The organism is Chelativorans intermedius (assembly GCF_025398255.1).
Lineage (GTDB): Bacteria > Pseudomonadota > Alphaproteobacteria > Rhizobiales > Rhizobiaceae > Chelativorans > Chelativorans intermedius.
In genome coordinates, this window is record NZ_JAODNW010000046.1 from 1 (window position 1) to 13,008 (window position 13,008).

Annotated in this window: 13 protein-coding genes; 7 read left to right on the forward strand and 6 right to left on the reverse strand. The window is 61.7% G+C overall.

Features of this window, described 5'->3' with window-relative positions; genetic code table 11:
* Positions 1-498: 498 nt before the first annotated feature.
* The 3 genes from NYR58_RS19550 (at position 499) to NYR58_RS19560 (ending at position 2,613) form a co-directional block, all read left to right on the forward strand.
* Positions 499-1,248: a LuxR family transcriptional regulator gene (locus NYR58_RS19550; RefSeq protein WP_261522822.1), complete on the forward strand. Its 750-nt coding sequence runs from the start codon at positions 499-501 to the stop codon at positions 1,246-1,248.
* A gap of 83 nt (positions 1,249-1,331) precedes the next feature.
* Positions 1,332-1,991 (forward strand): acyl-homoserine-lactone synthase, encoded by a 660-nt coding sequence (locus NYR58_RS19555; RefSeq protein ID WP_261522823.1) that lies wholly within the window; start codon positions 1,332-1,334, stop codon positions 1,989-1,991.
* 292 nt (positions 1,992-2,283) lie between these two features.
* Entirely contained in the window at positions 2,284-2,613 is a 330-nt protein-coding gene (locus tag NYR58_RS19560) for a transcriptional repressor TraM (RefSeq protein ID WP_261522824.1), read from the forward strand.
* A 15-nt stretch (positions 2,614-2,628) separates the two neighbouring features.
* On the opposite strand, the gene NYR58_RS19565 is transcribed toward NYR58_RS19560, so the two are convergent.
* The 4 genes from NYR58_RS19565 to NYR58_RS19580 form a co-directional block, all read right to left on the reverse strand.
* Positions 2,629-2,823: a response regulator transcription factor gene (locus tag NYR58_RS19565; RefSeq protein ID WP_261522825.1), complete on the reverse strand. Its 195-nt coding sequence runs from the start codon at positions 2,821-2,823 to the stop codon at positions 2,629-2,631.
* A 174-nt stretch (positions 2,824-2,997) separates the two neighbouring features.
* Complete coding sequence (locus NYR58_RS19570) at positions 2,998-6,153, reverse strand: efflux RND transporter permease subunit (RefSeq protein WP_261522826.1); 3,156 nt, start codon at positions 6,151-6,153, stop codon at positions 2,998-3,000.
* A gap of 6 nt (positions 6,154-6,159) precedes the next feature.
* On the reverse strand, positions 6,160-7,287 hold the full coding sequence (locus tag NYR58_RS19575; RefSeq protein ID WP_261522827.1) for an efflux RND transporter periplasmic adaptor subunit: 1,128 nt from the start codon (positions 7,285-7,287) through the stop codon (positions 6,160-6,162).
* Between the two features lie 86 nt (positions 7,288-7,373).
* Positions 7,374-7,850 carry a GbsR/MarR family transcriptional regulator gene (locus NYR58_RS19580; RefSeq protein WP_261522828.1) on the reverse strand — a complete coding sequence of 159 codons (477 nt, stop codon included), beginning with the start codon at positions 7,848-7,850 and terminating at the stop codon, positions 7,374-7,376.
* Between the two features lie 343 nt (positions 7,851-8,193).
* Between NYR58_RS19580 and NYR58_RS19585 the strand changes: the two genes are divergently transcribed.
* From NYR58_RS19585 to NYR58_RS19595, 3 genes are all read left to right on the forward strand, one after another.
* On the forward strand, positions 8,194-8,442 hold the full coding sequence (locus NYR58_RS19585; protein WP_261522829.1) for an ABC transporter permease: 249 nt from the start codon (positions 8,194-8,196) through the stop codon (positions 8,440-8,442).
* Between the two features lie 473 nt (positions 8,443-8,915).
* The gene (locus NYR58_RS19590; protein ID WP_261522830.1) at positions 8,916-9,566 is read left to right on the forward strand and encodes a hypothetical protein; all 651 of its coding nucleotides are present in this window, start codon (positions 8,916-8,918) and stop codon (positions 9,564-9,566) included.
* A gap of 332 nt (positions 9,567-9,898) precedes the next feature.
* On the forward strand, positions 9,899-10,261 hold the full coding sequence (locus NYR58_RS19595; protein ID WP_261522831.1) for a hypothetical protein: 363 nt from the start codon (positions 9,899-9,901) through the stop codon (positions 10,259-10,261).
* Here the strand turns inward: NYR58_RS19595 and NYR58_RS19600 are convergent.
* Complete coding sequence (locus tag NYR58_RS19600) at positions 10,258-11,253, reverse strand: formylglycine-generating enzyme family protein (RefSeq protein WP_277367708.1); 996 nt, start codon at positions 11,251-11,253, stop codon at positions 10,258-10,260. The two genes, NYR58_RS19595 and NYR58_RS19600, sit on opposite strands and share 4 nt — an antisense overlap.
* A gap of 519 nt (positions 11,254-11,772) precedes the next feature.
* Complete coding sequence (locus tag NYR58_RS19610; RefSeq protein ID WP_261522832.1) at positions 11,773-12,687, reverse strand: LysR family transcriptional regulator; 915 nt, start codon at positions 12,685-12,687, stop codon at positions 11,773-11,775.
* Between the two features lie 82 nt (positions 12,688-12,769).
* On the opposite strand from NYR58_RS19610, the gene NYR58_RS19615 reads away from it, so the two are divergent.
* Positions 12,770-13,008: sulfatase-like hydrolase/transferase (locus NYR58_RS19615; protein ID WP_261522833.1), on the forward strand; the 239-nt coding region annotated here is incomplete at its 3' end.

Sequence of the window (13,008 nt, forward strand, 5' to 3'; positions counted from 1 at the left end):
GGCTGAGAATTGACGGCGCGTGAACACCGCCATGATATGCCGCCCCTCAGGGCATCACCAACTTTCGCTCATTACTCCGAGCTATCCCGCGCGCCCTTGACGGAACCATATGGCGCGACCCAAGCTGAAATATTTAAGTACAACCCGATCATCAAGGGCATTGCGACGGGTCGGATCTGACCACGCATGATCCTTGATTTTCTGCAGCCACTGTGCCTCTAAAGGTGATGGTAAAAGTCGACTTTTTTCGACACAGTCACCTCCCTGTTCCACCCGGCGTACGTCCTCCTCGACACCGCCGATCTAGAGCCCGCCACCATGCACAAAAGCCGTGCGTCATGATTTTGGCGAGCTGTACGCCAAAGCTGAGCTCGTCGCCGTATCGTCGGCGCGTGTGCCAGCTCTTAAATGCGGCCGGCCGGGTGATTTGTCGCCGCTGCGGCGGAATTATCAGCGGTCGTACGCACTACAGCACAGCACTGCAGAAGGAGCTTGAGCATGAGACGGCGCGATAAAAATGACACTGACCTGGAACTGTTCGAACTGCTTGTAAAGCTTGATAAGCTCGCAGAAACGACTCGGATTCCCGCGCTCTTGTGCAAGCTACTCGAGATTTATGGACTGAAGTCCGTCGCATATCTGGGCTGTGGGCTCACGGCTCAGCCTGGGCAAGGTCCATACCTCGCGGTGACCTATTCGGACGACTGGGTCGATCACTACAAGGCCCAGCGCTTTGTCGATGTTGATCCTGCTGTGCAGATCGGCATGCGACGCATGCTGCCGATCGACTGGGATACCTTCGATCGGAGAGACAAGAACGTTCGGCGTCTGTTCGGAGAGGCCACCGAGTTCGGCCTCGGTCGCCGCGGCATTTCCATACCTGTCCACGGTCAGCATGGCGACCGGGCACTTGTCTCAATTACGCGTGATGCCAGCGATCGCGACTGGCGGCATCTTCGCCTCCATTACATGCGGGACTTCCAAGTGCTGGCCCTTCACCTGCATCAGGCGATATTGCGGCTCGAGGGCCAGAGAATTGTGTCCATCAGCCTGTCTCCGCGTGAACGTGAGTGCCTGCTGTGGGCCGCCGAGGGTAAGACGGCTTGGGAGACCGCCGTCATCCTCGGCCTGTCGGAGCACACGGTGCGTTGCTATCTCGAGAGCGCCCGCCACAAGCTCGGCGCCGCCAACAACACTCATGCGGTCAACAAAGCCGGCAAGGCTAATCTGCTCAGCCAATTGCCGTAAATCCGGCCGATCCACCGGATTTCGGGGCCGTCTTCCGGGGTCTAGTTGCTTCAGCGTTTTCAACAAACGCAAGGAGCAACACCATGATCACCATCGTCGAAGGCGCGGATCGCGACCATCACCCCCACCTGATCGACGAGATGTTTCGGATGCGGGCGGCGGTCTTCGCCGACCGGCTCGAATGGGACGTCACCGTCACCGATGGCAGGGAGATCGACCGCTTCGACGCAGAGGATCCCCTTTACCTGCTGTCGCTCGACGACCGGACCGGAGCACTGCAGGGCGCCGTGCGATTGCTGCCGACTACCGGCCCGAACATGTTGCGTGACGTCTTCCCGGTTCTTGTACCCGGCGGCGCCCCGGCAAGTCCCCTCATCTGGGAGAGCTCCCGGTTCGCCGTGAACCCTGCCACATACAACGCATGCGAACGCGCAGAGGCCAACCATGTCGTCAATCGTACGACGATCGAGCTTCTGTGCGGCATCGTCGAGGTTTGCCAGAGCGCCGGCATCGAGCACGTTGTGTCGGTCTTCGACGCGCGGATGGCTCGGATCTTCCGGTCGATCGACTGCGCCTTCGAAGTCATCGGAACCCCGACCCGCATCGGCAGGACGATGACCTATGCCGGCGTGTTCGACATGTCAGACGACATGCGCGAGCGTTTGGGGGACGCCGGCAGGCTTCTTTCGCCTGTGCTGGCGAAAGTTGAGGCGCAGCAGAACCCGAACCCCCGCTACGCCTGATCGCCCGTCGCTTTTGTCCCATGGTTCTCTGGTCGACGCGGCAACCATGTCCTATAAGGGCCCCGAGGCGGTACGCGCCGCCTCGGGGCTTAGAAACCCCACCACAGAGCAGGTGTCGGCTATCGCGACACCAAGGATCCTCTGGCCATCGGCCGGGGGCCTGCGGCGTATGTCCAGGTACCTCGGTGCTAAAGGTCGTAGGGACCGTCTGTGGCGGTTTTCTAACCCCCGGCTTGGGGTCGAGATCTTATCGTTCGCGGGGGCGTACCGCGAACCAAGCCGCAGGGATTGCATGCGAACAAAACCAGACCTCGACATCGGACCCGGCCGCGCGGCGACATCCAGTGTCATCAACGCCCTCTTGGCCGAGCTGACGGAGAACGAACTGGAACAAGTGGCCATCGCGGTTATCCGGGAGAACAGGAGCCGGCTGCAGAAGGCCCAGGAGCTATTCGAGGAGGTCAGCCAGCTTGACGCCGTCGGTTCGAGAGACGAGCAGCTGAGGCACGACTACTGGATCGCCATGCTCAACCTCCACGCCCAGCATCAAATCGTGCGCCTGGTCGTCGAGCGCCTCGGTTTCGTGCCCGAGATCGACGGAGAACGCCCGGTGCTCAATTAGCCGGGTCTATCGGAGTTAGATCAGTCCAATTCGTGTGGCAATCGTGCCTGCCTGCCGGCTGTTTGCGGCCCCGAGCTTGTTTGTCGCCTCGTCGATATAGGACCGCACCGACCGATACGAGATGTCCAGCATGAGCGCGATGTCGGCCATCGACATTCCCTCTGCGAACCACCGCAGGCATTCCGCCTCGCGCGGCGATAGCCGATCCATCCATGATGACGAACGACGCGTTCGCCATGTTGAAGGACGAATACGACGCGATCTTCAACTGATCGATCTTCTTCCCGCAGCACTGGCCGGCTGGGCCTCATCGAGGTCCGGCCGGCGCTTTCTCCCACGAAATTCCTGCCGGAGAGGAGTCCAATCAAGTGATCGCCTGACCCGTCATGCGGGCTGGCTCGCCTTTCCTTGCGCGGACTCCTCCTCGGCCTGGTGATGCTCGTCCGGCGCCTTGGGCAGGAAGCGGGCGAGGCGCCTTGTGATGCTGTCGATATAGGACAGGATCATCGGCACGATGACGAGCGTGAGGATGGTGGAGCTGATCAGGCCGCCGATCACCGCGTGAGCCATCGGCGCACGCTGCGCGCCGCCGCCGCCCACGGCAAGCGCCAGGGGCAGCATGCCGAAGATCATGGCGAGCGTCGTCATGATGATCGGGCGGAAGCGGATGGCGCCGGCGTTGATCAGGGCCTCTCTCAGCGGCAGGCCGCGCTTGCGCTCCTGGTTGGCGAAGTCCACCAGCAGGATGCCATTCTTGGTGACGAGGCCCATCAGCATGATGAAGCCGATCAGCGAGAACATGTTGACCGTGCTGCCGGCCACGAGCAGCCCGAGGACCACGCCGATGAGCGACAGTGGCAGGGCCGCCATGATGGCGATCGGCTGGGCGAAGCTGCCGAACTGCGAAGCGAGCACGATGTAGATGAAGATCACCGCCATGGCGAGCGCGGTCACCATGTGGCCCATCGTCTCCTGCATGTCCTCCGACTGGCCGCCGAACTGGATGCGGTAGCCGGCGGGCAGGTCCTTCCCGGCGATGAGCGCCTGAAGGTCCGTGGTCACCTCGCCCAGCGTGCGGCCGGAGACGTCGGCGCTCACCTTGACCTCGCGCGTCAAGTCGAGGCGCTGGATCTCGGACGCGGTCGTCGCGGTTTCGAAATCGGCCACCTGGTCGAGACGGACCATGATGGGCGCGCCATCGTCATCGGTGCGCCCGGTCGCGATCATCAGCTCGCCGAGGGCGGCGGCATCGGCACGCTGCTCCTGCGGCAGGCGCACGACCACGTCGTAAGTCTCGCCGGTATTGTCCGTCCAGCTGGTCACCTCCTCGCCGCCGACCAGGGCGTTGAGCATCTTGCCCAACTGCTGGACATCGATGCCGAGATCGCTCGCCGCCTCGCGCTTCAGTCGCACGGAAAGCACCTCGCTCGGCTCTTCGGCGCTCGTCGTGACATCGACCGTGCCGGGTATCTGGCGCATCTCCGCCGCAAGCTCCTTGGCGATGCGCTCCAGCACGGCACGGTCGTCGCCCATCACGCTGATCTGGATGGGGCTCTGGCCACCGCCGAGGCCTTCCTGCACCACTGCGATGTCGATGCCGGCAATTGCCGACAGTCTCTCACGGACGGGCGGGGCCAGCGTGGTCGGCGTGCGCTGCCGCTCCTCATGCGGCACGAGCTCGACTACGACGGTCGCCTTGTGCTTGCCCGCGCCGGCGCCGGTGTTGATGGTGGAATAGATGGACTCGACCCCCGGAATTTCCTTGAGGGCGCGCTCCACCTGGCCGAGCTTGGCCGTCGTATAGTCCAGCGAAGAGCCGACCGGCGCGGTGATGTTGACCTGCATGCGTCCCTGATCCGCCGCCGGGACGAACTCCACACCGACGAGCGGGACCATGAACACACTGCCGACGAAGATCCCGACCGTCGCGATGAGCGTGACCAGGCGGTGCCGCAGCGTCCAGGAGATCACATGGCGGTAGGCGCCGGCCAGCGTTTCAAAACCATGGTCGAAGCGCGCCACCAGGCGGCCGAGCGGCCCGCGTTTCGCATTCGGCTGCGCATCCGGATCGTACCAGACGCTGGAAAGCATCGGATCGAGCGTGAAGCTGACGAAGAGCGAGATGAGAACGGCCGCCGAGACGGTGACGCCAAACTCGTAGAAGAAGCGACCGACAATGCCTTCCATGAAGGCGACCGGCAGAAAGACCGCGACGATAGTGGCCGTGGTGGCCATCACGGCGAGGCCGATCTCGTTGGTGCCGTCGAGGGCCGCCCTTATATGCGACTTGCCCATATGCAGGTGCCGCGTGATGTTCTCGCGCACGACGATGGCATCGTCGATGAGGATGCCGATCGAGAGCGTGAGCGCGAGCAAGCTCATCGTGTTGAGAGTGAAGCCGAGGAAGCTGATGACGGCGAGTGTGCCAATCATCGAGATCGGCAGCGTCAGCGCGGTAATCACTGTGCTGCGCCAGGAATTGAGGAACAGGAAGACGATGGCGACGGCAAGCGCCGCGCCCTCGATCAGCGTGGATTGCACCTGCTGCACCGACTCCTCGATGGCGATGGATGAATCGCTGACCACGCGCAACTGCACGTCCTGCGGCGCCAGCTCCGTATTGAGCGCCGCGATGCGCGCCTTGACGGCATCCGCAACCTCGACCGTGTTGGCGTCCTGCACCTTGACCACATTGACCGCCAGCGCCGTCTCGCCATTGTAGATCGCGCGGCTGGTCGGGTCGGCAGCACCTTCGATGATGGTCGCGACATCGCGCAGATAGACCGGGCCTCCGCCCCGGCGGGCAACGATCATGTCGAGGAAGTCCTGCGGCTCGGAAATCCGGCCCTGGACCTGGATCGTGCGATCCGACAATGCCGTGACAAGATTGCCGGCGGGCAGGTTCTGGTTGCCGCTGCGGAGCGCGCTGACCACCTCGTCCACGCCGACGCCGAGGGCTCGCAGCCGGGTCTCGTCGATCCGGATGTCCACCTGCCGGCTTTGCCCGCCAACGAGCATGGCCTCGCCCACACCGGAGATCGTGCTGAGCTCCTTTACGACCTGCCTGTCGGCGATTGTCGTCAGCTCGGGCAGGCTCACGGTGGGCGAACTCAGGGCGACCGAGATGATCGGCTGGTCGGACGGGTTGAAGCGCTGGACGAGCGGCTTGTCGACGCCGCTGGGGAACGAGGCCTCGAGCGGGGCGACCCTGTCGCGCACATCCTGTGCCGCCACGGCGCCCGAAACCTCGAGCTTGAATCGAGCGATGACGAGTGACCGGCCCTCATAGGAGCTTGAGGTCACCTGGTCGATGCCGCTGATGGTGTTCAGCGCCTCTTCGACAGGCCGCGACACCTCCGTCTCCACGGTCTCCGGCGTGGCGCCGGGATAGGTGGTCATGACCACGACCACCGGCACGTCGACATCGGGGTACTGGTCGACCCCGAGCCGCTGATAGGAGAACAGGCCGAACACCACCAGCGCCACCATCATCATGGTGGCGAAGATGGGATAGCCGACGGAGATGCGCGTAAGGAACATGGGTCTTTATCCGGCAGTCGAAATGGTGACAGGCATGTCGGCCTGAAGCTCCGGCAGCGGCGCGCTGAGAACGGTGTCTCCCGCCACGATTCCGCTGGTGATCTCTACGAGGCGCCCACCGTCCCAGATCGGGCCGAGCTCGACCGGCCGGCGGACCAGCTTGCCGTCCGTGATCTTCAGCACGTGCTGACCCTCCTCGTCGTCGCGCAGTGCCGTCTGCGGGATGGCAAGCACATCCTCCTCCTGGCGGACAAGGATGGAGCCGGTCGCGAACATGCCGCCCCAAAGACGGCCCTCGGTATTCTCCAGCCGGATGAACACGGGAACCAGGCGCGAGCCTTCATTGGCGACAGGGTTGATCCGGTCGACGGTGCCGGTGATGGTGGAGCCTTCCAGCCCGTCCACCTGCAGTTCGGCCGTCTGCTCGACCTTGAGGCGCGTGATGTCGCGCGTCGAGACGAGCACTTCCGCTTCGAGGACAGAGGTGTCGACGACCGTCATGAGCTCCGTATTGGCGGCGACGGTTTCGCCCGGCTCGACCGACCGGCTCGCGACGATGCCGTCGAAGGGCGCCACGAGCACGGCATCACCCAGAGCGGTGCGTGCCGTCTCGGACTGGGCTTCAAGGCCCTGGACGTTGGCGCGGGCGGCGGTCACGTCGCTTTGCGCCTTCTCGAGCGCAGCCGTGGTCGCATAGCCGCGCTCGGCCAGGCGCTCCGTCTTCTCAAGCGTCTGTTCGGCCAGCTCCAGCTGGGCCCGGGCGGCATCAAGATTGCTGTCCTGCTGCACCAGGGCCGACTGGAGGTCTTCCGTCTCGAAGCGGACGAGAACGTCGCCGCTCTTGACGGCCTGCCCCGGCCGCGCATCGACCTCGAGCACGGTGCCGGAGACCTTCGCCTTGACAACCGCCCGGTTCACCGGCTGCAACTCGCCGCTGACGCGAACCCGCTCGCTCATGGAGCGCGGTTCGACAGTCGTCACCTCGACCTGCGCGAGTTCGCTATATTCGGGCGCCATAGCTCCCGCCTTGGTCGGCTCAGGCGTCCGTCCGCCCGCCCCGTAAACGACGGCGCCGACAGCTGCCATGGCAAGCACGGCAGCCACTCCAAATCGCTTCGGCCACTTTGGCCCCATCTCTTATCTCCTCCGTTCAGTATAAATTGAACGTTAGTGCGTGCAGATTCGGCCCCACTACCAGGGGCAGCTTTGATCTCGTCGGGTTAGGCTACGCTCTGCTCTTCCTGGATCGCCTCAGCCTCAGCCAGGCCGCGTTCGAGGCCTTCAGCGGCCTTTTGCGCATAAGTTGCGGCCACAATCAGACGGCGCTTGGCCTGGTGCATGTGATCGGGAAGCTGCTCGGCGGTGCTCCGGTAATACTCGCCGGACCACCTCAATTTCGCGAGCTGCTTCCGGAAGAGGCTGACCAGCCCCTCGGGCGCGATGCGATAATAGTCCTGCCGGTCACCCGGCTTCGCCACACGCTCGATCAGTCCGAGATCGTCGAGCAGCCGGGCATTTGTGCTGATGCTCCCCCGGCTGACCTGAAGACGATCGGCCAGCTCGCCGAAGCTGAACGGACCGCCCTCGACCAGCAGCAGCCCGAACAGACGGCCGGCGATGCGCGGCATCTGCTGGTCCTGGAACCGCAGGCCTATCGTTTCGACAAAGTCTTGCACGGGGTTATCTTGCTCGGTCATGCCGACGATATAGTACGATCAGAATGTTTTGTCAACATTAAACGTACTAATACCACAGCGGGACGGGGTGAATCATTGAGGTGTTTCGGCCTCCGCTGATCCTTGATTCCCTGGGCGAAAGGGAGATTCGCCCTATTCGCCCCTTTATGAGGATCTCTCGATCCGAACCTTGAGTTTTCGCCCGCATTCACGAGCGCGACGAGCGCGACAATCCGCGAGGAGCAGCAGGGGATGCATAGCGTCGTCTCGGACTGAGAACCGGGCGAACCGGCTTGCTGGCGAGTTGTCAGGCGGCTGGAATCTGCGTGTCGCACTCGCCGCCAACCAGCTTTAGGCGATCCAGATGTCGGTCTTCCTCTTTCTGCCCATCACGCTTCGATCCGAGTTCATCTTTCCGTTTCGCGGCATGCCCGACTGGGCCCAACGGATCGGCGAGACCCTCCCAATGACCCATTGTCTCAGGATGGTTCGCGGCATCATGTTGAAAGGAGCTGACCTATCACATCTGGCGATACCCCTTGGCACCCTCGCCCTGTTCACCCTTGTCTCCATGGCGGTAGCTGTCAACCGGTTCAGCCACACGCTGGACTGAGCGGACCCGGAGATCACTTCAACGGAACGGCCTCTCCTGGCTTGGAAAACGATGGCGCTTGTAGCTACGGAGAGGCGTTTATGCACTCTTGGCCTAATCATGGCGGCTGCTCAAACATCGTCGCCCTCGGCAGCCGTGACATCGTCCTACGATTGCAGAATGGCCCACAACGATCTCACCGGCACGATGGGCCACCACGTAGCTACATGGTAATCGTCTGCAAGGGCGGCAGAAGCGCTGTTGTTTTTCCTTTTCCTTGCGCCCTCAGGTAGGGGGATCCCACTGCCTGGGGATCGCGTCACCAGCGTGTCGCCGGGTCAGTCTTGCTTGTGGTTTCCGCTCCGCCTCAGCCCCCAATCTCCCCGGCGAAATGATCGTCTCGATGATGAGCCCCCAAAAACAGGGTTGTGACAACGGCGCCCCATAGATATCAAATTGGCTGTGCGTTCGACCGTGTGATTCGGGGGAATTCAATGAGCGGCATCAAAGCCAGCCTCACTGCGGCCTTTCTGACGGTGTCGGTGATCGCAGCTCATGCGGGCGAAAACGATCCTTTCATCTATTTCGCGACTGAAGACCCGTTCATCAGCCCCGAAGTGCCAAACGCGAAGAACGATGTCCATGTCTTCGGCGGCGTCTTTGCCGACGGCTCTTTCGGCAGCGTCGTTCAATTCTGGGACACCGACTACACCGACAATTTCATGATCGGCGGCATCTATGGCCGCGATTTCAAAGATCTCGGGGCAGGTTTTGTCTTTGGCGGCGTAGCAGGTGCGGCGATCCGTTTTGGCGATGATGACGATACTACCGGAGAGCTTTGGACCGGATTACGAATCCGCCACCGCGGCTTGGTGATTGGCGACCTGGCAATCGCGCCGGGATTTACGGCCGGCTTGAGCGTCGTTACCGGACCGACGGAGATCGAGCGCGAGCGCGAAATCCACTACGACGGCGACGCAAGCTTTCTGGGATTCCTCGGGCCTGAAGTCGCGTTCAGACTTCGGCAGGCTCCGCATGTCGAGTTCGTCTATCAGCTTCACCATAGGTCCGGCGCTGACGGAGTATTCGGCGATTTGGGCGAAGGATCCAACGCGAGCACCTTCGGCCTTCGCTATCGCTTCTAAATTAAAACTAGGAGGGCGTGAGCCTGCGCCGTTTTTAGGAGGCCGCCCTACCGCCGAAATAAGGGTTCGCCGCTACTGTTGCTGGCAGTCCCGTTTGCCGCGCTGATGCGTCCTCGGATGTCCCGGATCGCCAGCTCCGGCGACTTCTGCGTTGCTTCTGCCGGCACCGTTCGAAACATGTCGGTTGAGGAGACTAATCTGTTCCACGGACGGTCCCCTTTGCTTGAGATCTTCAACGACCTCATTCTGGCACATCGATGCCGTGCGGGGGCCCTCCACACCAACATGCCGATAGTGATCGGCGCCAGCGGGTAGTTCGCGCGGCGCAGCAGGTGGTCGAGGCGGACGAGGCCCAGCTCGGCGTGCTTGAACGGCAGATCGCCACGCTTGGCGCACAGATCGAAGCATTGACCGCGCAGATCGAACAGAAGCGCATCGACCTGGCGAAGCGCGAAATCCGAGCGAACTTCGACGGCGTGATCGACAGCACCTTCGTTGACGCCGATGAATTTGTCTCGCCCGGCACCAGGCTGCTTATATCAGATCGATCGCGCAGGCTGATCGCCAGCCCCTTCAAACGCGGGACACCGCGGTCCCCACCTTATGCTTATCCTGCTCGCGAGCGCTTACGACCAGAAGCTGTGACGCCCCACGCGAGGAGGGCCAGTTTACCTCCTTCTCTATCCGCCCGCTAACGGACTTCGTAGGTTACTCTGAAACCCACATTGCTGGCCGCGCTGTCGGGCGAGAGTGCCATACGGGCGGCGATCCGATAGCGATAGCAGTAACTCGCATGGCAAAGGAAAGAGCCACCTTTCAGAACCTTTTCCGAACGGGCAAGTGCCTGCGCATTGCGTTCCTTGGCGCGCCTGGATATTGAACGCAGCCGGAAAGCATCTTTCGTCCATTCCCAGACATTGCCGCACATGTTGTAGAATCCCAAGTCATTGGGCTCAAAACTCCTGACTGGCGCGGTGCGCTCATAGCCATCACAGACCGTATTCTCTTCAGGAAATCGGCCCTGCCAGATATTACAAAAAATGGTCGTGTCATCCGGCTCCTTGTCTCCCCAGGGGAAGCGCCGGCGCAGGCTCCCACCTCGCGCCGCATGTTCCCATTCAGCTTCGCTCGGCAAGCGCCCGCCAACCCAGGTGGCAAAAGCAATGGCGTCGTTCCATGAGACTTGTGTCACTGGATGATCCTGGCGTTCGTCGACGCAACTTCCCGGTCCTTCAGGTTGTCGCCAGCAAGCACCGTCCACCCGATGCCACCATGGCAGTTCTGCTCCGGCAGCCCGGGCCGCCTTGAGATGATCGGCGTCGCCAAAAAACACAGCCGACCAACCGAAACGCTCGGCCTCTGTGACATAGCCGGTCGCCTCGATGAATTCAGCAAACCGTCTCACGGTTACCGTTTCGGCCTCCAGTGCGAAATCGGTAAGTACTACGGCACGCTCGGGCCCTTCCCCATCCTCAGGTATTTTCGGTGCATTCGTCCCGACAAAACTCCTGCCACCGCAAACGCGGATTACGTTTGCGGGTCGCCCGGGGGGAAACGAGGAAGTACCACCTTTCTGCTCTGCCGACGTGGCATTTACATGCCGCTGCGGCAGAGCACAGCAGTTGCGCTTCGTGTCCGTTGCGTACGCTCGGACAGTTTCCTTCCTGTGGCTGATTGGAATGTTCATGAGCTACTCATTCGATCGATACGTAGATCAACGCCTTTCGATAGCTGACCGGGAATCGGAAGAGCTTAGCTCAGCCAAGTGGCTAGGCAAAGGTCGATCATTGCTTCCGAGGGCACCATCTTGCGGCAGCTGAAAAGGGATGCCGCGGGTTCGCGCTACCCGTTCGAAGTCGAGTGTAAATCGTGGACCGTAAGGCTTGCTGACTGACCTTTCAGTCACTATAGTTCCCCCATGGCTCAAAAACGGCGCTTGTAGCGACTGGAGAGGTGTTTATGCACCCTTGGCCATCACGGCGGCGCTTCACATGCACCCCACCAAGGGTGAAGCGGCTTCTGTCGAGTGATCATTTTTCGGTCCACGGCACGCTGATCGAGGCGTGGGCGCTCGATGAAGAGCGTCAAGCCCAAAGACGGTTCGGGTGGCCGCACAAGCGACAACCTCGCTAACGGCGAATGAACCACACCAAGTGAGGAAGAACCTCAAAACCTGGAACTCTAAAATTAATTGTCTCTAAGACTTTTAAGCGAAGCCCAACTGGGCGACATCCTGCTTCAGCATCTCGAGTATGGCTTTCACCGGTTCGAGCGAGCGCATGGAACTGCGGTAGGTCACGCCGCTTCTGATCGTCCAGTCGTATGTGCTGACATAGAGCGGGCACACCTCCGGATTAATGTTCGGATGCACCAAGGGACGCGGGAGACTGGTAAGAAAACCGTCCTTACGCACGAGTTCAATAGCCAGATTCAGGGATTGGGTGGAGACGGTCGACTGCGGCGGCGCCAGCCCCGCCGACCGGAAGAGCCGGCCGATCCGCTCTATCGCGATGCTGTCGTAACTCAACATGACCCAGGGATGTTTGGCTAGATCATCAACCGCGACCTCGTCCCGCGCGCTTAGGTCGCTGTCCCTCGACGCGACGATGCAGTTCGACTGGTTGTAGAGGAAAACCTCTTGCAGGCCTTCTCCGGGGTATTCTTCATACGACCCCAAACCGCCGGCATAGAGGCTGATTTCGCCCGCCTGCAGCGCCGGAATGAGCAGCGCGCCGACGCCCGTGCGAACGGACACGCGCAGGTTGGGATAATCGCGCGCGAGCCGGGCCAGGACACGCCGCATGAAGACGGCCTGGTAGGTTGGTCCCATCCCGATGCGCAGTTCCCCGCGCGCGCCATCGCGAGTCGCGCTGAGTTCGATCAGTGAACTGTCCCACTCGGATTGGATCGCCCGTGCCCGCCGGTAGAACGCCTCTCCCATCGGCGTCAGGACCACGCCCCTGGCCGAGCGATCGAAGAGCGCCGTCTGCAGATGCTCCTCAAGCAACCGAAGCGACTTGGAGAGGGCAGGCTGACTAATGTGCAGACTGCGAGCGGCACCTTGGACGCTGCCGACCTCGGCAACCGCAAGGAAGTGTTTGAGGCGCCAAATCTGATCCATAGATCCAAGTTATATCGAATATCTCCGTAAGAATTACCCGCCATCCGCCCGATTGTCTAGGATGATCGTACAGGAGGTGTTCATGCGCGCAGTCTTCGTGCTTTTCGATTCACTGAACCGCACCGCGCTCGGGTGCTATGATGGAAAGCAGATAGCCACGCCGAATTTCGACCGTTTTGCGCGGCGTGCGGTTACATTCGACAAGCATTATGTCGGATCGCTGCCCTGCATGCCGGCCAGGCGCGACATCCACACCGGCCGCCTGAACTTCATGCACCGGTCGTGGGGGCCGTTGGAGCCGTTCGACAATTCGATGCCGGA